This window comes from Rhodopseudomonas sp. B29 (assembly GCF_000333455.1).
In the GTDB taxonomy this organism is placed as follows: domain Bacteria; phylum Pseudomonadota; class Alphaproteobacteria; order Rhizobiales; family Xanthobacteraceae; genus Rhodopseudomonas.
This window is the reverse complement of sequence record NZ_BADD01000646.1, coordinates 1-23,094: the sequence shown is the minus strand read 5'-3', so window position 1 is coordinate 23,094 and position 23,094 is coordinate 1. Positions and strand designations below refer to the sequence as shown.

The window sequence follows — 23,094 nt, the reverse complement described above, 5'->3', positions numbered from 1 at the left end:
GCAGGATCTCGCATGGACACGCATGTTCTCGTCACCGGAGGCGCCGGCTATATCGGCAGCCACATGGTGCTGGCGCTGCTCGGCGCCGGCGAGAGTCCGCTGGTGCTCGACGATCTTTCCACTGGCCGGCGCGATGCGATCCCGGACGGCGTAAAGCTGATTCAGGGCAGCACCGGCGACGCTGCTTTGGTGCGCGACGTTCTGCAGCAGCACAAGGTCGGCGCCATCATCCACTTCGCCGCCAGCATCGTGGTGCCGGATTCGGTATCCGATCCGCTCGGCTACTACGCCAACAACACCGCCAATGCGCGCACGCTGCTTGCCGCCGCCGTCGCGGCCGGAGTGCCGCACTTCGTGTTCTCGTCGACGGCCGCCGTCTACGGCGAACCCGAACGCAATCCGATTCAGGAAGACGAGCCGACGCGGCCGATCAATCCTTACGGCCGCTCCAAGCTGATGGTCGAATGGATGCTGGCCGACACCGCGCACGCGCATCCGCTGCGCTACGCGGCGCTGCGCTACTTCAATGTCGCCGGCGCCGATCCTGACGGACGCACCGGTCAGTCGACGCCGAATGCTACGCACTTGATCAAGGTCGCGGTGCAGGCCGCACTGGGCAAGCGCGACGGCCTCGACGTCTACGGCACCGACTATCCGACCGCAGACGGCTCCTGCATCCGCGATTACGTCCACGTCTCCGATCTGGCGCAGGCGCATCTCGACGCGCTGCGCCATCTGCGCGGCGGCGGCGACAGCGTCACCTGCAACGTCGGCTACGCCGACGGCTATTCGGTGCTGCAAGTGATCGAGGTGGTGAAGCGCGTGTCCGGCATCGACTTTCCGGTGCGTATCAAAGGCCGCCGCGCCGGCGATCCGGCCGCGCTGGTTGCTTCGAACGCGCGGGCGCGCTCCATCCTCGGCTGGCAGCCGCGCTACGCCGATCTCGAAACCATCGTGCGCCACGCGCTGGCGTGGGAACGTCGGCTCGGCTGAGCGTCGGCGCGTCATCGGTCCTATTATTGTAACCAACGCGAAGAAGCCGCGGCGGGCATTCCACTGAGGCGTCCGTAATGGAACAACGTTGGACGCCGCTGTTACACAGCGGCACAGCCTGATCGAAACGGCACAGCCTGACACGCGACGGGACAGATCGCCGGAAAAAGCCGGCTATCTCGCACATCGATCTTAACCACCTCGTCGGGTCTTGCCGTCGGGAACGCATCGCTCGATTGCGTCGCTTCGGCGATTGGACGAAGGTTCAATTTGAATCAATCACCCGCGGATTGCTCAGAAATTGAATACGGTCCTCACCATGTCCGACGCACCCGATGCGCTTCATCGGCTGACTGCCAGTCCGAGCTTGGCCAAGCGCCGCATCGCGGATCGCCGAATTGCGCCGCTTGACGCCTCCGTGGAGTTCGCTTCGTCGTTCGAAGATCGACGGCTCGGCGGCGACCGCCGCGACCGCTTCCCGCAATGGCGCCGCGTGACGCTCGGCGGTCTGCCGATCGTCGTCGCGGATCGCGCCGAAACCGCCAGGGTGATGGTGGATGAAGCGCTGAAGCGGCGAGGCCTGTGGCGCTCGCCCGCTTACATGACATCGACGAATGGCGAAGTGACGTATCGCTGCGCCGTCGATCCCAAAGAGCGCGAGTTGTTTCTGCAGGCCGACGCCATTCACGCCGATGGCATGCCGCACGTCTTCGTGTCGCGCTTCAAGTGCGACGTCGCTCTGCCCGAGCGGGTGGCGACGACTGACCTGTTTCACCACGTCGCACGCGAAGCAGTCGTCCGCGGCGCCACCATGTTCATGCTCGGCGCCAGCGAACAATCGAACAAGCTTGCTACCGAGTGGGTGCGGCGGACCTATCCGGACGTGCAACTGATCGGTGCCCGCCACGGCTTCTTTGCCGGCGTGCAGGACGAGATCAAAGCCTGCGAAGAAATCTCCGCCCTCGCGCCCGACATTCTGTGGGTGTCGATGGGCGTGCCACGCGAGCAGAGTTTCATCGTACGCCACCGCAATCGCCTGGCCGGCGTCGGCGTCATCAAGACCTCGGGCGGGCTGTTCGATTTCCTGTCGGGGTCGAAGCCGAGGGCCCCGCTGTGGATGCAGAATGTCGGCCTGGAATGGCTGTGGCGCATGGGCCTCGAGCCCCGCCGCCTCGGCATGCGCTATCTGAAGACCAACCCCTACGCGATGTATCTCCTGCTGACGCAGTCGCGGTGAGGGTTCTTCGTCGTTTCTAGCGCGCCGGGATCAACGCCCGCAGCATATCGGCGTGCCAGCGCTGCCGCTGCGTGTCGAACAGCGCGAAGTCGTGGTCGAATTGCCAATAGGCCCACGGCCAGGAGTGGCTCTCCGCCGTCCGCGCCACGAAGCTCAGCCATCGCAGCCGGCTGTCCTGCGGCGCAGCCTCGTAAACACCGAATTCCCCCAGATAGATCGGCCGGCGTTGCTGCGCCGACCATTGCTGGACGCGATCGAAATACTCCGTGACTTTGGCTTTGTCGGCTTCGCTGCCCCATGCGCGCGGCGGCAACGCCTTGAGCTTGTCGCTCCACGGCGCGCCCTGATGGGTGAATTGGAACGGCTCGTAGTAATGGAACGTGACGATGATCCGGCGGTCGTCGTCCGGCAGGTCCAGCTCTCCGATCGGCGCATCCGGCGTGTTGAGCGCGGCGACGATGACGGTTCGGTCCGGGTTGCCGGCGCGCACGATAGCCAACACGCCTCGCAGCAGCTTATTCCACTGCGCGATCGTCATGTTGCCGCCCGGCTCGTTGAGCAGTTCGAAAACCAGGCTGGGAAATTGACCGGCGTAGCGAGCCGCGACCTGCTGCCAGAACGCCGCCAGTTTCCGGCTACAGACATCAAGGTGGATCTGACAGGTGTCGGTGTCGTGCTCGTCGATCACCGGAATCAGCCCTGCCGAGATCACGCTGAAGACGACGAGATCGAGTCGCTGCAAATAGTCGTCGCGGAGCCGGTCGGCGGCGTCCATGAACTTGAAGCCGAACAGATTGATGCGGACGTGGCTGAAGCCCGCTCGCTTGATCATGTCGAGATGGCCGAGCCGGAACGGCGCGTCGATGCCGCCCTCCCAGATGCCGTCGTAGCCGAGGATATTGACGCCCCGCCCCATCCGCGACGCCGTGGCGAATTCATCACCGCGCGACGCGTCGCTGTACGCGAAGGAGGCGAGCACGAACAGCGTCAGCGCAGCCAGGATGGACCAATTGCGCAGGGCGCCGCGGACGATGCTCACGATGAGCGCCCTTCGCCAGGCCGTCCGGTCGTGGCCGGAGCACCGCAGAGCGTGAGCTGTACGACGATCAGCAGGATCGACAGAAACGACGTCGAGCGCAGGAAGTTCGTCTCGGTCAGGTTGATCTGATAGCTGAGCAGGATGAACACGATCGCCAGCGTGCAGTGCTGACGAAACATGGTTCGATGGCGGATGACGAGCAGCGCTCGGGTGACGATCAGCACCGTGGCGGTCAGGAACAACGCGAAGCCTATAAGACCCGTCTCGATCAAAATCGCCAGATAACCGCTGTGAAAATTATCGAGCACCCAGCCGTGGCTCTGCTCGAAATAATCGTAAAACTGCTTGATGGTCCAGAAACCGTTGAGGCCGTAGCCGAACAGCGGGGCATCGTTGAAGTGGCTGATGGCGAACTGCCAAATGAAGCTGCGCTCGGTGAAATCGACCGTCGTGTTGCCGACGTGAAACGAGTCGTAGCCGGTGCTGTACAGGTACAGGATCATCAGGCAAGCGAAAGCGCTGAGCAGCAGCGGGCCGATCGCGATGAGTTTCATCGGCAACGTCGACCGGGCGCACAGATACAGCGCCACGCAGGCCGCGACCGCCAATGCACCACCGCCGCGCGATCCGGCTCCGACAACGGCGGCCGCCGCCGCTCCGGCCACGACGACGAATTCGATCCAGCCGCCGCCGTTGATCTTGCGGTAGGTGGCGAACAGCAGCAGATGCGCCGCAAAGATGCCCAGCGCCTGCTTGGACGCGAAGATGCCCTGCCACTGGCCGTTGTGCATCCAGCTGTCGTCGACGCCGATGCGGGGAATGAACAGAGCCGTGAAGATCGAGCTCGCGATCAGCAGGAACAGCGCGAACGTCGTGGCGCCGAGAATGTCGTCGATATCGAGACGGGTGGCCAACCGATAGGCCGCGAAGGTGGTGATCGCCAGCGCGGCCGCCTTCATGAAAGTCGGGGCTGTGAGATCGGACCAGCAGGCGGACAAAATTGCGAAGCCGTAAAACGCCGCCAGAGCGACGACGTCGGCCGTCAGTTCCAGACGCACGACCGGCGTGATCAGAAAGCTGGCGGCGATCACCAGCATCCAGAGGCCGAGCGCGGCGACCTGCTGAAGCTGTGCCTGCTGCTCCGGCACCAGAGCCGGGCTGAAGACGCCCATCGACACGAACACGATCAGCGCGACGGACCATCGCGTGATGGTTCTGGCCCACGCTTCGATCTGGCCTCGCTCGCCGAGGCTGGCTACATCCGCGGAGGTCACATCCCGTTCCGTCTCTGCGGCCGCCTCGCCGCCGCGCGGCCTACTGGCGGGCTTGCCCGTGGCTTGTCAGCGACGCATCAGCTCGCGAATTGCATCGCCGGGCTGTCCGCCCGCCGCTCCACCCGGTTGCTGACGACGGCGATCGGTCCGCGTCCGAACTTCAACAGCTTGGCCTGCGCATCACGCACCGCGCCGGAATCGCCGGCGGCTCCATCGACGGCGACGAGATTGTAGTCAGTATAGCGCGCAATCTGCGCCGCGTCCGGCTGGTCGCGCAGCGACGCGTCGATCAGCACCAGATCGAACTCCTCGCGGATGTCGCCCTGGCCGGCCGCTCCGCTCGGCGCGCTTATGAGTTCGACAATGGACTGCGCGCTGCTCTGCAAGGAACGTCCGCGGCTCGGGCCGGCACGGCGAGCAGCCTGAGCCGGATCCGAATCAGGCGCGACCTCGACGATGACGCTGAGCAGCCCGCGTTCGACAGCGACGTCGTTGAGCGCCTGGGTCACCGCGCTGCCACTGTGGCTGCCGGCTTCGACGGACGTGACCAACACGACCTTGCCGTGGCCCGTCTTCTGGACGCCGATCGCATCGAGGATGCGCAGGACCGAGCTGCGCATGTCGGCCGGCGGCGGCGGTGCCGGCTTCGCGGCCGCCTGCTGCGGTTGCGGTCTCGACTGCGGCGCAACCGGAACCGGGGCGACCGGAGCCGCGCCCGTGAGGACTTGGGCGATCGCAGATGGGGAAGCTGACGGTCGGGGCGCGGGCGCCACGGGTGCGGCCGGCGGCGGGACTGCGGGCGTTGGAGCCGCGGCCACCGGCGGCGGGACGGGTTCAGCCTTCGCGGGCAAGTCTCCGTCGGGCTCGTCGACGCCAACCCACGACGATTTGCGGCTGGCGACGGCCACGGTCGAGAGCGCGACCGAGAAAATGGCCAGTGCGGCGAGCAGCAAGGAAAGCGGCGGCCGCGTCGATCGCGCGGGCGGCGTCGCCAGCGAGGCGATCTTGGTTTGCGCCACCTGCAACATACGCTGCTGATTGGTGGCGTTGTAGCGAGCCAGGAACTGCTCGTAGATCGACCGGTTGGCGTCGGCGTCGCGGCGCAGCTCCTGCAGCTTCACCGCGGCCTGATCGTCGACCAGCATCTCGCCCTCGAGCTGCTTCAGCTGCTGCTCGAGTGCCTTCTGCTTGTCGAGCTGCGCCTCATAGTCCGACTTGGCGTTGGCGAGGATGCGCTTGCGCTCGGCATCGATCTGGCGCTTGAGCTCGGCCAGCTGATTGTAGGAGATCACCAGCTCGGGGTGCCGATCGCCCAGCACTGCCCGGCGCTGCGCGATCTGATCGTTGAGCTGATTGAGACGCGCGCGCAGCGTCGTCAGCAGCTCGGACTTGGAGCCGTTCGAGCCGTCGATGTCCGCCTTCATGTCGCGCTGCGCCTGATCGTAGCGGTTCCTCGCGTCTTCGGTCTGCAGCCGCGCTGCCGACACCTGCTGGGTCAGCTCGGTGACACGAAGCTGCCGCGTCGTGCTTTCCTTGCCGGCATCGATGATGCGGTACTTCGTCCTGAACGCTGCGACGGCGTCTTCGGAGGTCCGCAGCTTGTCACTCAGGCTCTTCAGACGGCTGCTGAGCCAGTCAGCCGCCTCGTCGGTCGCGGTCGTGCGCGTATTCGACTGATTGGCGACGAAGGCTGAGGCGATGGCGTTCGCGTAGTAGGCGGCGCGTTTCGCATCCTTGGTGGTGAACGTCATGGCAATGACGTAGGTCAGGCCGACGCGGGAGATGTCGAGATGCTTGCGAAACTTTTCCAGGAGTTTCGCCGGATTGGTCTCACCGCCGGAAACCTCGGTGTCGTCGGCGACCTTCAGCTTCTCGATCAGCGGCTGAAGAAAACCTTCCGACTTGGCGATCTCGACCAGGCTCTGCAGCGCCGCGGCATCCTGGCCGATGCCGGGCAGCACTTCCTGATCGGTGGTCACGCGCTGCTCGCGCGGATCGACCAGCACCAGCGCCGTCGCCGCATAGTTGGCGGGGATCAGCCACAGCGCCAGAATTCCGAGGCCGAACAGGAGGGCGGCCAGCAAGGCGATCTGCTTGACGTTGCGGCGGAAGAACCGGCCCCAGCGCACGATCGACAACCGATCCTCTAGCGTCGGTCGCGGCGCGGCTACGGCATTCGGGCTGCCCCAAGAAGCGGACGCATCCCGCAGCGTCACAAACGCCCTGTCGCGGCCTGTGGGTAGAACTGACACCTACAAACGCTCCAACTCGCACCGACCCTTGGCGAGATATATCCGCAACGTAAAGATGTACAGTTAATCGCGGGTTACTTCGCGGATATCGTTGGTTAATAGATGGTTGATATCGGCGGGGAGCCTCGATCGACGAATTGATAGTACGTCGATTAACCGCATCCCTCGGAACTCGCGTCAGTGTCGCGATCAGCACTGTCCAGCTGAAGTCTCGAACGTTACACTTTTTGTTAACCCGGCATCGGCCCCCTGCCCCGAGTTCCTGTTTCGCGAGATGTCTGTAATGAACGTCGAGGCTATCCGATCGGCCGGCCCTGATGCGGCAGATCGGCCACAGAACGCATCCGGCCGCCGCCTCGCTCGCGCGGCGGCACCGGCGACGCGCGTCCTGTTGATTCAAACCCAGGCGGAGAACGCGGGGGCGCAGGAAATCTCGCGGCTGGTCGGCGCCGGGCTCGCGGCGCGCGGCTACGACGTCCACAACCTGTTCTTCTTCCGCGCCTCGCGCTCGTTCGATCAGCCGCCAAACACCGTGTATTCCGCGTCGCGCCGGCCCGGCAATCCGCTCAGCTTCGCGCGCTTTTTGCTGACGCTCGGCCGCGACATCAGACGCACCCGGCCCGACGTCATTCTCACCTTTCAGCATTACGGCAACACGATCGGCGGCGCCGTGGCGCGGCTGGCCCATCGTGCGCCGGTGATCGCCAATCAGGTTTCGGCCAAGGCCACCATGGCGGGCTGGTTGCGCGCGCTCGACCGGCTGATGGGCCGTCTCGGCGTGTTCGACTGCATCACGGTGAATTCCGACGAGATGCTGCGCGACACGGCGAATTACCCGGCGTCCTATCGCAAGCGGCAGCGCCATGTTCCGCACGGTTTCGACCAGAAGCACTCGACGCTGACCAAAGACGAGGCACGGCAGCTGTTCGGCCTGGCGGTCGGCCGCGTCGTGCTCGGTTGCGCGGCGCGGTTGCATCCCCTCAAGCAGCTCGACGCCGCGATCCGCGTGCTGCCCGATCATCCGAGTTGGACGTTGGCGCTCGCCGGCCAGGGCCCCGACGAAGCGCGGCTGCGCCAGCTCGCAACCGAACTCGGCGTGGCCGATCGCGTGACCTTCATCGGCGAGATCTCGCCCGACGAGGTCGCGAGCTTTCTGGCCGCGCTCGACGTCTTCGTGTTTCCGTCGCTGGCCGAGACCTTCGGCCTTGCCGCCGTCGAGGCCGCCCATGCGGGCGTGCCGGTGATCGCCAACGATCTGCCGGTGCTGCGCGAAGTGCTGGCCGAAGGCGAAGCTCCCGCGGCGCTGTTCGTCGATGCCGCCGATACGGCAGCGCTCAGCGGCGCGATCACGCGTGTGCTCGAAGAGCCGCGTCTGGCCGAACAGCTCCGGCACAGCGGGCAGAGTCTCAAGGGACGCTACTCGGTCGATGCGATGGTCGACGCCTACGTGGAACTGATCGAGCAGGCCCGGCGCAATGCGACGAGGAGCCGGGCATGATCGTCGAGCTACGTCTCGATCACCAGCGACCGCGCCGCTGGATCAGGCAGCTGATCGCCTCGCTCGAAGCCGAGAGCCACAAGGTTCAGCTCGTCTGGATCGACACGGACGCGAAGCGGCCTGCTGGGCTTGACGCGCTGCTCGAACTAGAGCGCCTGCTGCTGCGCCGCGGCCGCCGCAACGGCGCCGACCGGGATGCCGGACTGCTCGCGGCACCGCGCGGCGATGCCGAGCCGGCCGACCTCATCATCGATTTCACGACCGCTCCGCACACCGCCGCGCCTACCGCTCTGCATTATCTGCGGCCGTTGTACGACGGCGTCGCCGGTGAGGATGCGGCGCTGGCGGCGATCCTGGCCGGCGGTCTGCCCGAGATCGCGATCCGCGACGAGATCAGCGGCGCCATTCTGCGCGCCGGTCAACCGTCCAGCGAAGTCGCCGACGGCCTCGGCGGCGCGCTCGACAGCGTGATGTTCCGCACCGGCACTCTGCTCCGCGCCGCCATTCGATCGGGCCCGCAGCCATCTGCGCTGTCGCCGCTGACACCCAACGAAGGGGTTTCAGATTGGCCGGCCGGTTTCGTGCTCCGCGGTCTTGCCAAGTCTATCGCGCTGCGCATCTACCGGCTGTGCTGCTACTCGCCGCATTGGCGCATCGGCTGGCGCTACACTGACGACGCCGGCATCTGGGCGTCGGGCGACTTATCTGGCCCCGACTGGCATTCGTTGCCGAGCCCCGGCCATCGCTTCTTCGCCGATCCCTTCCCGGTGACCTGGAAGGGCCGCACCTTCGTGTTTTTCGAAGACCTCGATCACCGCGTCGGCAAAGGCACGATCTCGGCGATCGAATTCGGCGAGAGCGGCCCGATCGGCCCGGTGGTGCCGGTGCTCGAGGAGCCCTGGCACCTGTCCTATCCGTTCCTGATCGTCCACAACGACGAACTGTGGATGATCCCGGAGAGCAGCGCACAATGCGAGGTCAATATCTATCGCTGCGTTTCCTTCCCGGATCGCTGGGAGCGTCACGCGACGTTACTATCGGGCGTCGAGTTCGCCGATGCCACCATCATTCAACACGACGGTCGCACCTACATGTTCGGTTCCAGCCGCGACGGCGGCGGTGGATATTCGGACACGCTGTCGATTTATCACGCGCCCGATCTGTTCGGCCCCTGGTCTCCGCACGAACGCAATCCGGTGCTGCTCGACCGCGCCAGCGCGCGCCCCGCCGGTTACTTCGTGCACAATGGCGGTCGGTTGTGGCGGCCGGTGCAGGACTGCACCAATGCTTATGGCGGCGCGCTCGGACTCGCCGAAGTGACGGCGCTGTCACCCAGCACATTCGCTCAGACGGTTCATCACAGCATCGGCCCGGGACCGCGGTGGCCCGGGCGCAAGCTGCACACACTGAACCGATGCGGGCGCCTGGAACTGATCGACGGCACCTCGATCCAGCCCAAACTGGCGCTGCTGCGGCGGGACGATCAGGCGCCGGAGCCGGCGAAGCCCGTCAGCGCAATCGTCGCAACAGCCACGCCAACACCCAGCCGGCGGTCAGGCCGCTGACGCCGCCGACGATCTTGACCGCAGCATCGAACACACGCCCGTGCCTGGTGGCTTCGAGAAGCTGCAACGATTCGAAGGTGACCGCAGCCCCGATGATGAGAATGGCAGAGGCCCACAAATATCGCGGATATCCGGCCGCAAACAGCGCGCCGGCCAGCGCGAACGCGGTGAAGCGCTCGACCGACGGCGAGAACGACGTCGTCGGCCGCCAGCCGATCGGCGCCAGCGTGGCAAAGGCGATGCCCGCAAGGCACAGCCAGGCCGCCACGCGCAGCACAGTGCGAAGGCGGATCTCTATGGGAGCCTCGGCCGTCACTGTTCCGCCAGATCCAAGCTGGTTAACGAATTTAAGCAAATTGTCGGAATTCTCCCGCAACCCTCGCCCACCGTCTTTACCGTCATCGTCAATTCTCATGCCGAACTCGCTCAATCCAACGTTGAAAGGGGGTAGTTTGTCGACGGCCCTTCCGCATGAAGGATATGGCGCCGGCAGATCAATTCCTGGCGGGACCGATGCCGCGAAATCGATGACGCCGCGGCAGTATCGCCCGGGCAAGGTTGAGTGAAAGTGAAGTTCGCACCTGCCATCGACAAGTTGATCGGCCTTCGCCACGACCTCGCGGTGCGCACCGTGTCCGGTGCGTTCGTGCTGCGGGTGATGGTCGCCGTGCTGAATCTCGCGCTCGTCACCATCGCGGCACGGACGATGAGCCAGCACGATTTCGGCACCTATTCGATCCTGTACAGCGCCGCCGGTCTGCTCAGCGTCATCGCCACGGTCGGCCAGCAGATCTTCATCAGCCGGTCCTGGAGCGAATTCTGCGCGGCCGGCAACGCCGGCACGCTCAAGGGCGCGATGCTGTTCACCGTGTTCGCGAGCCTGACCGGCGTGACGGTGGTGAGCATTCCGTTCTTCGTCTGGTTCGCGAACGAGCACGACGTGGTGCTGGCGCTGGCGGCGACGCTGTATCTCGGCTGGTTCTCGCTGATGCTGATCTCGTCGCATATTACGCGCAGCGCCATCGGCGTCACGCTGGGCGACGGCGTCACTTATCTGCTGATGGCGGTCTGTCCGATTGTCTATCTGTTGATCTGCCTGGTGACCGGCTCGGCCGTCTCGTTGTCCGGCCTCTTCATGGTGCTCGCGGCAGCGGCAGCCGGCCTGGTGATCCTGCATCTGGTTTTGATGCGGCGCCGGGTATCCGAGCAGTTCCCGCATTTCGCGACAGCGCGCGCGACGTTCGATCTGCGCACCTGGACGGTGCGGTCCGGCAAGCTGTGGCTGTCGGCCAGTCTCGAGGCGGCCAATCAATATGCCGACGTCGTGCTGATCGGCTATCTGATGAGCCCGACGATCGCTGGTGCGTATTTCGTCACCACCCGTATCGCCAACGCGTTCTCGACCGCGACCTCGGCGATTTACATCTTCTCGACCCGGCATATTCCGGATCTGTACTACAACCGGCGTTATCGCGAACTCGGCAAGCTGCTCGACTCCGTCGCCCTGGTGACGCTCGCTGTCGTCGGCGGCGGCCTTGCCGCGGTGATCGGCGGCGGCCATTGGATCCTGTACGCGTTCAATCCGGACTACGTGTCGTATTTCGGCTCGCTTGCGTTGTTGACGACCGGAACGGCGGCGGTCGCGGCGGCCGGCCCGTCGGGTTCGATCCTGATGCTCACCGGCCACGAGGGTCGCTATCTCGCCATCGTCGGCGGCACCGCGCTGATGCGCGCCCTCGGCTTCCTGGCGCTGGTGCCGATGTTCGGCGTCGCCGGCGCAGTGGCGGCCACCACGGTGTCGTTCATGACGCTGGCGCTGCTTCTGCGCAACAACGCCAAGTCGCTGACCGGAATCGACGGCTCGGTGCTCCGGCTGCTGGCCCGGCACCGCCACCGCGACATCTCGCAAGCGGCGGAGTAATCTGCGGCGATCGCTGAAGCGCCTGCAACGCGCACATCCTCATGGTGAGGAGGCGCGAAGCGCCGTCTCGAACCATGCGCCACGAACGCCCGTAGCATCATCCTTCGAGACGCCACGGCTTCGCCCTGCGGGCGATGCCGCGGCTCCTCAGGATGAGGATTCAGTGCTTTTGGAGAGGTCAAACCGCATCAAGCAATGAAGCGTTACCGACCGCGTTATCAGTCCCGCGCCAGCGCGGCGACCCAGTTGCCGAACAGTGCGGCAGCCGAGGACTCGATCGCTGCGGCGAGGCCGGCACGGAGCGACAGTCGCGGCAGTTTCGCGATCATCTCCGGCGCCCGGCGCGCCTGCGCGGCGGCGCGGAACGTCATCAGGTTGCGCTCGGTAGCTGCGCAGAAATAGTCCAGCGGCACGTCCGGAAACTCGGCCTGCTCGCCGGTCAGATAGCGGCCGACATCGCGAAGATATTCGCGCTGCAGCGTCGTCGCGTCGTACTCCGGGTGGCCCTGCAGAAACACGAAGCGGCTGTTGCCCTCGCGCACGAAGATATCGACGCCGGCGCCCGAGCTCGTCAGCACCTGATAGCCGCTCCGCGTCAGATCCTCGCAGGCGAGATCGTTGTAGCGCGAATGCGGCACCGTCACCCGGTCCGACAGACCGTTCAGCAGCGGGTCGTCGCTCAGCCGCAGACCTTCATAAACGCCGGAGCATTTGTAAGGCAGCCGCCGCCGCGCGATGCCGCTCCGATGCAGCACGACGGCATGTGCGGCGAGGCACGACCAGATCGTCGAGCGCGTGTTGGACTCGGCCCAATCGATCAGCGCCGTCATGTCGCGCCAATACGGCTCGTCGCGCAGATCGGCGGTGCGCGGCTCGGCACCTGTGACGATCAGCCCGTCGAGCTTCAGGCGATCGAGGTCGGCGATGTCGGTGTAAAGACTGTCGATGCGATGGCGGGCAGCCGGCGACCGGACGATCGACGGCAGCGCCAGGCAATGCAGCCGCACGCGCCGGCCACCCGAGCCGGCGTCCAGCAGCCGGGCAAACTGCCGCTCGGTGGCGCGCAGCGCTGCGTCCGACATGTTGTTGACCAGGCCGATCTCGATGACCGGAGCATCACCACCGGCCCGCGCGTCGCCGTCCTCGAAGCCGAGCGGCGCCAGCTCGGGGCTGGCGATCGATCCGGACTTGTCGAACAGCAGGGTCATGCGCGGCAGCTACTCCGCAGCCTGCAGGCGCGCCGGCGCGCCGGTGGCGCGCGACAGCGCCTGATCGAGATCCTCGATGATGTCGTCGATGTGCTCGATGCCGATCGACAGCCTGATCGTCTCCGGCAGCACGCCGGCGTGGCGCTGCTGCTCGGCCGTCATCTGGCGGTGCGTAGTCGAAGCCGGATGGCAGGCCAGCGACTTGGCGTCGCCGATATTGACCAGCCGGGTGATGAGATTGAGCGAATCGTAGAAGCTCTTGCCGGCTTCCATGCCGCCCTTGATGCCGAAGGTGAACAGCGACGACGCACGCCCACGCAGATACTTCTGCACCAACGCATAGTACGGACTATCCGGGAAGCCGGCGTAGTTGACCCAGGCGACGCGCGGATCGTCCTTGAGGAATTCGGCGACCTTGCGGGCGTTGTCGACGTGACGCTCCATTCGCAGCGCCACGGTCTCGATGCCCTGCAGCAGCAGGAAGGCGTTGAACGGCGACAGCACCGCACCCATGGTACGCTGATAGATGCTGCGGGCGCGCTCGATATAGGCGGTCGGCCCGAACCGCTCCGCATAGACCATGCCGTGATAAGAGTGATCCGGCTCGTTGAACGCCGGGAAGCGCTGCTTGTGCTTCGACCAGTCGAACCGGCCGCTATCGACGATGGCGCCGCCGAGCGTCGTGCCGTGGCCGCCGAGGAATTTGGTGAGCGAGTGCACGACGATGTCGGCGCCGTAGTCGATCGGCTTGAACAGGATCGGCGTCGCCACCGTGTTGTCGACGATCAGCGGCACCCCATGGCGATGCGCGACCGCAGCGATTGCCTCGATATCGCAGACATTGCCGGCCGGATTGCCGATGGTTTCGCAGAACACCGCCCGGGTATCGGCGTCGATCAGCTTCTCGATCGCCTCGGCGCTGTCGTTCTCGGCGAAGCGGCCGTGAATACCCTGACGCGGCAGGATGTGGGACAAGAGCGTATGCGTGGTGCCGTAGAGCTGCGGCACCGAAACGATGTTGCCGCCGTGATCGGCGACGTTGACGAAGGAGAAATGCAGCGCCGACTGGCCGGTCGCGACCGCCAGCGCACCAACGCCACCCTCGAGATCGGCGATGCGCTTTTCGAGCACCGCGGTCGTCGGATTTGAAATCCTAGAGTAGCGATAGCCCTCGGTCTCGAGATTGAACAACGCGGCGCCGTGATCGGCGCTGTCGAACGCGTATGCCGCCGTCTGATAGATCGGCACCGCGACCGCCTTGGTGGTCGGATCTGGGTCGTAGCCGGCATGAATGGCAATCGTTTCGTTGCGCATCGGCTCACCTCGCACGCGACATCCCGTCGCCTCGCGCTGTGCAAACGGCACGCAATGACGGGTCATCATCCTTGCTAGAGGCGAGAGGTTTAATCGACAACAAATTTCCGGAAAGACGACAAACTAACCCTAATTTGCGCTGATCAATTGATTACAATTTGAATCGAATTTTCCAGGTTGCGCGTTCGTTTACCTTGAGAACGCTTATTCGGTGCGGCTTCGCGCCGATCGCCGCGATACGCACTTGGCATTTACTTCAGTTGCGCTGAAATTGCCGACGAACCCGTTGGGACCTCGTTGATGAACATGCAGCTCAAAACCGCCACCGACAGCACAGCGGCGCGGCCCTCGGTCGCGAAAAGCTGGCTGAAGGCGATCGAGCTGACGGCGCGGATCGACACCGAGCCGCATCGACTGTTGTCCGACGTCGTCGCCGAGCGGGCACAGATGACGCCGGACGCAGCGGCGGTCCTGTCCGACCATGGCACGTTCAGCTATCGGCAATTCGCCGAGCGGATCAATCGCTACGCGGCCTGGACGCTGGCACAGGGCATCGCCCCCGGCGACACGGTCGCGCTGCTGATGCCCAACCAGCCCGATTATCTGGCCGCCTGGCTCGGCATCACCAAGGTCGGCTGCGTTGCCGCGCTGATCAACACCAATCTGGTCGGCGCCGCACTGGCGCACTGCCTCGACGTCGCGCAGCCGAAACACATCATCGTCTCGGCCGAGCTGAAGCCGGCGTTCGACGGCGCGCGGCCGCATCTGAAATCATCGCCGCGACTGTGGCTGCACGGCGATAGCAACGATGAGTCGTCGATTGAAGCGGCTCTCACCTCCGCGCCGATCGCGGAACACGAACGCAAAGTTAGCGTCGATGATCTCGCGCTGCTGATCTACACCTCCGGCACCACCGGCCTGCCCAAGGCGGCGCGGGTCAGTCATCGCCGGGTGATGAGCTGGGCCGGCTGGTTCGCCGGCCTCACCGGCGCGACGCCGGACGACCGCATGTACAACTGCCTGCCGCTGTATCACAGCGTCGGCGGCGTGGTGGCGACCGGCAGCATGCTGTTCGCCGGCGGCTCGGTCGTGATCGCCGAGAAATTTTCAGCGCGGCGGTTCTGGGACGACATCGTCCGTCACGACTGCACACTGTTCCAATATATCGGCGAGCTGTGCCGCTATCTGCTCCAGGCGCCGACCTCGGCGCTGGAGACGCAGCACCGCTTGCGCCTCGCCTGCGGCAACGGCCTGCGCGGCGACGTCTGGGAAGCCTTCCAGCAGCGTTTCGCTATTCCGCGCATCCTCGAGTTCTACGCCTCCACCGAGGGTAATTTCTCGCTGTACAATGTCGAGGGCGAGCCCGGTGCGATTGGACGTATCCCGTCCTTTCTGGCGCATCGTTTTCCCGCCGCGATCGTCAAATTCGATCAGGACAGCGGCCTGCCGCTGCGCGGCGACGACGGTCTGTGCATCCGCTGCGCGCGCGGCGAGGCAGGCGAAGCCATCGGGCGCATCGGCGAAGCCGAGCGCGGCGGCGGCCGGTTCGAGGGCTACACCAGCGATGCCGAGAGCGACAAGAAGGTGCTGCGCGACGTGTTTGCCAAGGGTGACGCCTGGTTCCGCACCGGCGACCTGATGATCCTTGATACGAAGGGTTTCTTCCGTTTCGTCGATCGCATCGGCGACACCTATCGCTGGAAGGGCGAGAACGTCGCGGCGAGCGAAGTCACCGAAGTGATCGGTTCGGCGCCTGGCGTGATCGACGCCAGCGTCTACGGCGTCGAGGTGCCGCATCAGGACGGCCGCGCCGGCATGGCGGCGATCGTGGTGGCGGACGATTTCGATCTCGATGCGTTGTATCAGCATATCGCGGCAGCGCTGCCGGCCTACGCACGGCCGCTGTTCATCCGCATCCGCGTAGCGCTCGATCTCACCGGCACGTTCAAGCAGGCCAAGCAGGATCTCGTGCGCGAGGGCTTCGATCCGCGCCGCATCACCGAACCCTTGTACGTCGCCGACGCCGCCGTCGGCCGCTATGCGGCGCTCGACGCCGAACTTTACGATCGCATCGCCAACGCAGAGGTGAGAGTCTGATGTCCCAGCACGTGCTCGATGCTCCCGCTTTGGCCGACGATGCGCCGACGGCGCGCAGCCGCGTTCCGGCGCCTGCGCCGGTCAGCTATTCGCAGACCTGGACCTTCTTCGAGGGCCGATGGCACGACGGCAACGTGCCGATCATGGGCCCGCGCACCCACGCGGCCTGGCTCGGCTCGATGGTGTTCGACGGCGCCCGCGCTTTCGAGGGCGTTACGCCCGATCTCGACAAGCATATCGCGCGGGTCAACTGGTCGGCGACCAACTTCAAGCTCAAGCCGCTGCTCGACGCCGCGATGTGGCAGGAGCTGATCGCCGACGGGTTGAAGCGCTTCGACCGCAATGCCGAACTCTACATCCGGCCGATGTACTGGGCGCAGAACGGCGCCGGCGGCGGCGTGCTGTTCGATCCCGAGACGACGAACTGGTGCCTGTGCATCTATGAAGCGCCGATGCCGAAGCCGACCGGACTCTCGATCACGCTGTCGCCGTTTCGCAAGCCGGGCGCGGATTGCGCCGTGGTCGACGCCAAGGCCGGCTGCCTCTACCCGAACAATTCGCGCGCGATGATCGAGGCGCAAAGCCGCGGCTTCGCCAATTGCCTGATGCGCGACCAGACCGACCTGATCGCCGAGCTCGGAAACTCCAACATCTTCATGGCGCGCGACGGCGTCGTCTACACACCGGCGGCGAACGGGACTTTCCTCAACGGCGTCACCCGCCAGCGCGTCATCGCGCTACTGCGCAGCGACGGCGTCGATGTCGTCGAAGCCGCGCTGCGCTACGAAGACTTCGCCACCGCCGACGAAATCTTCGCCAGCGGCAACTTCGCCAAGGTCCAACCGATCACCCGCATCGACAGCCGCACGCTGCAGCCGGGGCCGATCTATACGAAGGCGCGAAAGCTGTATTGGGAATTCGCGCATAGTTGAGGTGGCGAGCCACGCCCTTACCCCGTCATTGCGAGCGTAGCGAAGCAATCCAGCTCAGTGCACTGAGCTGGATTGCTTCGTCGCTTCGCTCCTCGCAATGACGAGGCTATCTGTTCGCTAAAGCTACACACACCGTCATTCCGGGGCGCGCCGCAGGCGCGAACCCGGAATCTCGATCTGTTGCGCACGTCGGGGCAACACAACTTCTGGATTCCGGGTTCGCTCGCTACGCGAGCGCCCCGGAATGACGTGGCAGAGGCAGCGTGCCTGAAGCCTTCACGGCGCCATCAGCTCACGCCTTCTCCAGCGCCGCCTTCTTGATGCCCGACAGCGTCGCGCCGGGCAGGATGGCGTCGGGGTCGATCTTGAGGTGGATGATGGACGGCATCCCCGACGCGCGCGCCGCGGCAAAGGCCTCCGCGAAATCTGCCGTCTTTTCCACCGTCGCACCGAAGCCGCCGAACGCACGCGCATACGCGGCAAAGTCGGGGTTGTGCAGTTCGGTCGCCGAGACGCGGCCGGGGAATTCGCGCTCCTGGTGCATCCGAATGGTGCCGTACATGCCGTTGTCGGCGATCGCCACGACGATCGGGAGCTTGTACTGCACGGCGATCGCGAATTCCTGGCCGCTCATCAGGAAGTCGCCGTCGCCGTTGACCGACAGCACCAGACGCTCCGGATGCAGCCGCTGCATCGCGATCGCGGCCGGCATGCCGTAGCCCATCGACGCCGAGGTCGGGGCGATGTGGGTCATGTAATTGCGGAACCTATAGAAGCGGTGGATCCACGACGCGTAGTTGCCGGCGCCGTTGCACAGGATGGTGTCGGCCGGCGCGTTGTCGCGCAGCCAGGTCATCACCTCCCCGAGATTGACGTCGCCGGGCTGCGGCGTCGCCGTTTCGGTCCAGGCCAGATACTCGGCATGCGCGGCCTCGGCAGCGGCGCGCCACTCCGCGCTCGGCGCGATGTCGAGCTTCGACAAAGCGGCAATGAAGCGGATCGGTGAGGCATGGATCGCCAATTCGGGGCGATAGACGCGGCCGAGTTCCTCGGCGCCCGGATGCACATGGACGAACTTGACCTGCGGCGCCGGACTGTCGAGCAGCTTGTATCCCTGCGATGGGATCTCGCCGAGCCGGCCGCCGATCATCACGATCAAATCGGCCGACTTGAAGCGCGCGACGAGCTTGGGGTTGGGACCGAGGCCGAGATCGCCGGCGTAGCAGGGATGCAGCGGATCAAACATTGTGCCGCGGCGATAGGATGTCGCGATCGGTAGGCCCGTCCGCGTCGCAAACTCTTCAATCTGTTCACGTGCCGCGGGATTCCAGCGACTGCCGCCGAGCACGAGCAGCGGCCGCTCCGCCGCCGCCAGCAACGCGGCGAGTTCGGTCATCTCTTCTGCGCCCGGCGAGGTCTCGACCTGCGTGAACGCCGGCGCATTCACCGCGCTGCTACGCTCGCTCAGCACGTCCTTCGGCAGCGCGATCACCACCGGGCCGGGTCGGCCCGAGGTCGCAGTGAAAAACGCGCGCGACACCATCTCGGTGACGCGGTCGGCGTCGTCCAGCTCGGTGGTCCACTTGGTCATGCTGCCGAACACGGCGCGATAATCGAGTTCCTGGAACGCTTCACGTTCACGCACGCTGCGCTCGACCTGACCGACGAACATGATCAGCGGCGTCGAATCCTGCCGCGCCACATGAATGCCGGCCGATGCGTTAGTGGCGCCGGGGCCACGGGTGACGAAGCAGATGCCCGGCTTGCCGGTCGCCTTGCCGATCGCCTCGGCCATCATCGCGGCACCGCCTTCGTGGCGGCACACCGTGACGGTGATCGGCGACGCCTTGAGCGCATCGAGCACCGGCAGAAAGCTCTCACCGGGAACGCAGAACACGTGCTCGACCCCGTTGATCACCAGTTGATCGACCAGTGCCTGCGCGGCGGTGCGGCTCGTCAGCGGCTTGTGCATGCGCTTCCTCGTTGATTGTTGCTTGTGGTGTGACTACGGCCCGTAGAGCACGAGTTCTGTCTCGGTGAGATCGGCCAGCCGCGGCGGATGCGGGCCCTTGAAGTACTTGCGGCCGCGGCTGGCGCTGTAGAAACCGACCAGACCATCGATCGGGCCGTTGGAATCGACGATCACCATCGGCATCGCCCGGCGCAGCAGGGCCCGGCCGAGTGCGCCGGCACAGCGCACGAACGAGCCGATGTCGCGGCTATAGACCAGCTGCATGGCCGGGAACGGGAAGCGGCCGTGCCTCACCCGCTTGGGTACGAAGATGAACGGCTCGACCTGATCGCCGATCCGGCACACCAGCGACAGGCAGCCGTAGTCGGCGTGGCTCTTCAGCAGGTCTAGATCGGCGGTGGGCAGCCCCGCGATCTCCGACGTCGCGGCGGTGACGCGTTCGACCCGCGCCGGCGCCGCGCTGCGCGACAGCCACGGCAGCGCGAAGTACATGCCGCTGCAATAGCGCTTGAAGCCTTGCGCCTCGATGATCGGCCAGGTGTTGGCCGCCGGCGAAATGTTGACGTAAGTGACGTGCTTGTTCTTCTGCGCCATGCTGGTCAGCAGCGTCGCGTAGTTGCGAAATTCCGGCTCGACGTACCAGCTCGACACATTGCAGCGCAGGAACGCTTCGCCGTCCTCGACATGCTCGGCATAGAGCAACAGCAGGACGCCGACCAGCGCCTGTTCGCTTTCGAGCAGATAGCCGTAGCGCGGATAGCCCTCGGGAATATCGCGCTCACCTTGCCGTGCGAGGCCGCGCAACCAGTAGTCGCGCGAGCGCCCGTGAAAGCCACGGCACAGCAGCTCCGCGACGGCCGCGATATCGGCTTCCGCGATCGCGCGACATCTCACCTTCGGCGTCACCTTGGAGGCGTTCATCGACGTTTACCAACTGGCCTGAAAACACCGGTAAGCGCATAGATTCAATTCATCTTTGCGCCATATGTTGTCTCACGGATCGAGCAGGAAGGCGAAACAACGATGTCTGTACGGTTAACAATCACCACGATGATGCAGGAGATCGCAGCCGAGCAAAATCGCAAGCTGCCAGCGCTGACTGACGACCTCGTACTCCACGAATCCGGTTTCGACTCGTTGTGCTTCGCCATCCTGGTCGCGCGGCTGGAAGATCAGCTCGGCACCGATCCGTTCACCGCATCGGACGACGCCGTGTTCCCCGTCACCCTCGGTGATTTCATCAAGGCGTACGAGAATGTCCCCGCGTGAGATCGTCGCGCTCCGCGACTATCTCGGCGGCGGCCTGAGCGACCGCACGCTATCGGACGCGACGCAATCAGTTGCGATTGCCGAGCTTGTCACGGAACCGTGCTCGGCGAACGGCTACCGGACCTCGCCGGCCGCTCGGTGCTGCTGTCGATGGCGACGCAGCTGATCACCGGCGCGGCGATGATCGAGATCGACGCGTCGCCCCGGCAGATGCTGCTGTGCCCGCCCGACCTCGACATCAAGCACGCGCCGTCGCTGATCGCCGATGCCGGCATCGACGCCATCGTCACCGACGATCCGGCGCGTTGCAGGAAATTCGGCGTGCCGTTGATCGTCACCGCCGCGCTGCCGCTGCAGCCGGCGACGCCGGTCGAGCCGACCTGCACGACCAACTGGTTGATGCTGACCTCCGGCACCACCGGCCGGCCGAAGATCGTCGCCCACACGCTGGCAGCGCTGACCGGCGCCATCGTCGGCGATAATCCGACAGATAGCGCTGCGGCGCCACCGACCTGGGCGACGTTCTACGATATTCGCCGCTATGGCGGCCTGCAGATATTTCTGCGTGCCGTGCTGGGCGGCGCCTCCATGGTGCTGTCGTCTCCGGGCGAAGCCATCGCCGACCATCTGGCGCGGCTCGCCGCGCGCGGCGTCACGCATATTTCCGGCACACCGTCGCATTGGCGCAAGGCGCTGATGAGCGCGGCGATCAATCAATTCCGCCCGAACTACGTACGGCTGTCCGGCGAGATCGCCGACCAGGCCGTGCTCGACAGCCTGCGCAAGGCGTTTCCACATGCCTCGATCGGCCACGCCTATGCGTCGACCGAGGCCGGCGTCGGATTCGCCGTCAACGACGGCCGCGAGGGCTTTCCCGCCAGCCTGATCGGCAAATCGCCGAACGGCGTCGAGATGAAAGTCGTGGACGGCTCGCTGCGCATCAAATCGAGCCGCGCGGCGCACACCTATATCGGCGCCGCCGCGCCGGCGCTGACCGATGCCGACGGCTTCGTCGACACCGGCGACATGGTCGAGCTGCGCGACGATCGTTACTACTTCGTCGGCCGCCGCGACGGCATCATCAATGTCGGCGGCCTCAAGGTGCATCCCGAGGAAGTCGAAGCGGTGATCAACCGGCATCCGTCGGTTCGGATGTCGCGCATCCGCGCTCGCAAGAGCCCGATCACCGGCGCGCTGGTGGTGGCGGACGTGATGCTCGCCAGCGTGTCAGACGCCGGCCGCACTGGCGAGATCCGCGAAGCCATCATGGCGGATTGCAAGCGCTCGCTGCCGCCGCACAAGCTGCCGGTGATGATCAACTTCGTCGATAAGCTGGACGTCACCGCCTCCGGGAAGCTGGCGCGTCATGCGTAAAGTCATCGTCACCGGCGGTAGCCGCGGCATCGGCCTCGCCATCGCCCGGCGCCTCGCAGCCTCGGGCTACGGCGTCGTCGCGGTGGCGCGGCGCGAGAGCGACGAACTCAAACGCGCGGCCGAGGCTGCACAGGACGACGCCGGCGCGATCGACTTCGCCGCATTCGATCTCGGCGACATCGACGGCCTCGCCGACTTCGCCAAATCGCTGCGCAAGCAGTTCGGCTCGATCTGGGGGCTGGTCAACAACGCCGGCATCGGCACCGAGGGCGTGCTGGCGACAATGCACAACAGCCAGATCGAAACGCTGCTGCGCATCAACGTGACGTCGCCGATCGTACTGACCAAGTACATCGTTCGCCAGATGATGGCGGACGGCGGCGGCCGGGTCATCAACATGTCGTCGATCATCGGCTCGACCGGTTACAACGGCCTGTCGGTCTACGGCGCCACCAAGGCGGCGGCGCTCGGCTTCACCCGCTCGCTGGCGCGCGAGGTCGGCCGGCTCAACATCACCGTCAACGCCATCGCGCCGGGCTTCATCGACACCGAACTGACCTCGGGCCTCGCCGGCGAAGGCCGCGACAAGATCGCGAACCGCAGTGCCTACAATATCGCCACGCCGCTGCTCATCGGCTGGCTGTGCACTGAACCATGGCCGCCCTGGTACGACGCCATGGTGCTGATGTTTCAACGCGAGGTGGCGCAGCGGATCGTCGCGCGCGAGGACGACGATGCCTACGGCCGGCTGGCGGTGCTGTCGAACTGGCGCGCCGAGACGCAGATGCTGTTCGACATCGCACCGTCGGCCTTCGTGCCGCCGCCGAAGGTGACCTCGTCAGTGGTACGGCTCGTGCCGCGCGCAAATCCGTTGGCGTGTGATCGCAGCGCGCTCGAACAGGTCGCCGCGGCGGCGTTCGGGCAGCGCAGGAAGATGCTGCGGCAGAGCCTGAAATCGCTCGGCGTCGATCCGGCGCGGCTCGCAGCCGCGGCCGGCATCGATCCGGCGCGGCGCGCCGAGACGGTGCCGGTGGCGGGCTTTGTTGCCATGGCCAATGAATTGATCGATATACGGAACACAACAACAATCGCCTGGAAGGGAGAGCCCGCCATGACGCAGATGCGTCGCCAGTCTCTGGTCAAGTTCGA

Annotated in this window: 17 protein-coding genes and 1 pseudogene; 10 read left to right on the top strand and 8 right to left on the bottom strand. The window is 65.4% G+C overall.

Annotated features, from left to right (window positions below; all coding sequences use genetic code 11):
• The first annotated feature begins 12 nt into the window (after nt 1-12).
• Nucleotides 13-993, top strand: a complete 981-nt coding sequence (gene galE, locus I5M_RS23210) for a UDP-glucose 4-epimerase GalE (protein ID WP_022723581.1) — start codon at nt 13-15, stop codon at nt 991-993.
• Between the two features lie 319 nt (nt 994-1,312).
• A complete protein-coding gene (locus tag I5M_RS23205; protein ID WP_022723580.1) occupies nt 1,313-2,230 on the top strand; it encodes a WecB/TagA/CpsF family glycosyltransferase in 918 nt (305 codons plus the stop codon).
• A gap of 16 nt (nt 2,231-2,246) precedes the next feature.
• Here I5M_RS23205 and I5M_RS23200 read toward each other — a convergent pair whose 3' ends face one another.
• The 3 genes from I5M_RS23200 to I5M_RS23190 all read right to left on the bottom strand — a co-directional run bounded on the left by I5M_RS23200 (nt 2,247) and on the right by I5M_RS23190 (nt 6,672).
• Nucleotides 2,247-3,269, bottom strand: a complete 1,023-nt coding sequence (locus I5M_RS23200) for a glycoside hydrolase family 5 protein (protein ID WP_022723579.1) — start codon at nt 3,267-3,269, stop codon at nt 2,247-2,249.
• Nucleotides 3,266-4,543 carry an O-antigen ligase gene (locus I5M_RS23195; protein ID WP_022723578.1) on the bottom strand — a complete coding sequence of 426 codons (1,278 nt, stop codon included), beginning with the start codon at nt 4,541-4,543 and terminating at the stop codon, nt 3,266-3,268. Before I5M_RS23195 ends, I5M_RS23200 begins: the two co-directional genes overlap by 4 nt.
• 77 nt (nt 4,544-4,620) lie before the next feature.
• The gene (locus I5M_RS23190; RefSeq protein ID WP_148287949.1) at nt 4,621-6,672 is read right to left on the bottom strand and encodes a GumC family protein; all 2,052 of its coding nucleotides are present in this window, start codon (nt 6,670-6,672) and stop codon (nt 4,621-4,623) included.
• Nucleotides 6,673-7,078: 406 nt separating this feature from the next.
• Here I5M_RS23190 and I5M_RS23185 point away from each other — a divergent pair, with 406 nt between their 5' ends.
• Together I5M_RS23185 and I5M_RS23180 are read left to right on the top strand one after the other, a co-directional pair.
• On the top strand, nt 7,079-8,293 hold the full coding sequence (locus I5M_RS23185) for a glycosyltransferase family 4 protein (RefSeq protein ID WP_022723576.1): 1,215 nt from the start codon (nt 7,079-7,081) through the stop codon (nt 8,291-8,293).
• Nucleotides 8,290-9,858: a hypothetical protein gene (locus I5M_RS23180; protein WP_022723575.1), complete on the top strand. Its 1,569-nt coding sequence runs from the start codon at nt 8,290-8,292 to the stop codon at nt 9,856-9,858. Before I5M_RS23185 ends, I5M_RS23180 begins: the two co-directional genes overlap by 4 nt.
• On the opposite strand, the gene I5M_RS23175 is transcribed toward I5M_RS23180, so the two are convergent.
• Nucleotides 9,803-10,273 (bottom strand): hypothetical protein, encoded by a 471-nt coding sequence (locus I5M_RS23175; protein ID WP_244432077.1) that lies wholly within the window; start codon nt 10,271-10,273, stop codon nt 9,803-9,805. The two genes, I5M_RS23180 and I5M_RS23175, sit on opposite strands and share 56 nt — an antisense overlap.
• Nucleotides 10,274-10,426: 153 nt before the next feature.
• Here I5M_RS23175 and I5M_RS23170 point away from each other — a divergent pair, with 153 nt between their 5' ends.
• Complete coding sequence (locus tag I5M_RS23170) at nt 10,427-11,779, top strand: lipopolysaccharide biosynthesis protein (RefSeq protein WP_031337367.1); 1,353 nt, start codon at nt 10,427-10,429, stop codon at nt 11,777-11,779.
• A 218-nt stretch (nt 11,780-11,997) separates the two neighbouring features.
• Here the strand turns inward: I5M_RS23170 and I5M_RS23165 are convergent, their stop codons facing one another.
• Both I5M_RS23165 and I5M_RS23160 read right to left on the bottom strand, forming a co-directional pair.
• Nucleotides 11,998-12,987 carry a homoserine O-succinyltransferase gene (locus I5M_RS23165; RefSeq protein ID WP_022723572.1) on the bottom strand — a complete coding sequence of 330 codons (990 nt, stop codon included), beginning with the start codon at nt 12,985-12,987 and terminating at the stop codon, nt 11,998-12,000.
• A gap of 9 nt (nt 12,988-12,996) precedes the next feature.
• Nucleotides 12,997-14,301, bottom strand: coding sequence for an O-acetylhomoserine aminocarboxypropyltransferase/cysteine synthase family protein (locus I5M_RS23160; RefSeq protein WP_022723571.1), 1,305 nt, complete (start codon nt 14,299-14,301; stop codon nt 12,997-12,999).
• A 300-nt stretch (nt 14,302-14,601) separates the two neighbouring features.
• Between I5M_RS23160 and I5M_RS23155 the strand changes: the two genes are divergently transcribed.
• Nucleotides 14,602-16,398, top strand: a complete 1,797-nt coding sequence (locus I5M_RS23155; protein ID WP_022723570.1) for a long-chain-acyl-CoA synthetase — start codon at nt 14,602-14,604, stop codon at nt 16,396-16,398.
• Nucleotides 16,398-17,330 (top strand): branched-chain amino acid aminotransferase, encoded by a 933-nt coding sequence (locus tag I5M_RS23150; RefSeq protein WP_022723569.1) that lies wholly within the window; start codon nt 16,398-16,400, stop codon nt 17,328-17,330. Before I5M_RS23155 ends, I5M_RS23150 begins: the two co-directional genes overlap by 1 nt.
• 292 nt (nt 17,331-17,622) lie before the next feature.
• On the opposite strand, the gene I5M_RS23145 is transcribed toward I5M_RS23150, so the two are convergent.
• Together I5M_RS23145 and I5M_RS23140 are read right to left on the bottom strand one after the other, a co-directional pair.
• Complete coding sequence (locus tag I5M_RS23145; protein WP_022723568.1) at nt 17,623-19,302, bottom strand: thiamine pyrophosphate-binding protein; 1,680 nt, start codon at nt 19,300-19,302, stop codon at nt 17,623-17,625.
• A gap of 33 nt (nt 19,303-19,335) precedes the next feature.
• Complete coding sequence (locus I5M_RS23140; protein ID WP_022723567.1) at nt 19,336-20,223, bottom strand: hypothetical protein; 888 nt, start codon at nt 20,221-20,223, stop codon at nt 19,336-19,338.
• Between the two features lie 102 nt (nt 20,224-20,325).
• Between I5M_RS23140 and I5M_RS23135 the strand changes: the two genes are divergently transcribed.
• From I5M_RS23135 to I5M_RS34470, 3 genes and pseudogenes are all read left to right on the top strand, one after another.
• Nucleotides 20,326-20,571, top strand: a complete 246-nt coding sequence (locus I5M_RS23135) for a phosphopantetheine-binding protein (protein ID WP_031337363.1) — start codon at nt 20,326-20,328, stop codon at nt 20,569-20,571.
• Nucleotides 20,558-21,945: pseudogene (locus I5M_RS30485) on the top strand (class I adenylate-forming enzyme family protein). Before I5M_RS23135 ends, I5M_RS30485 begins: the two are co-directional and overlap by 14 nt.
• Nucleotides 21,938-23,094: SDR family NAD(P)-dependent oxidoreductase (locus tag I5M_RS34470; protein WP_376738695.1), on the top strand; the 1,157-nt coding region annotated here is incomplete at its 3' end. The pseudogene I5M_RS30485 and the gene I5M_RS34470, both read left to right, overlap by 8 nt.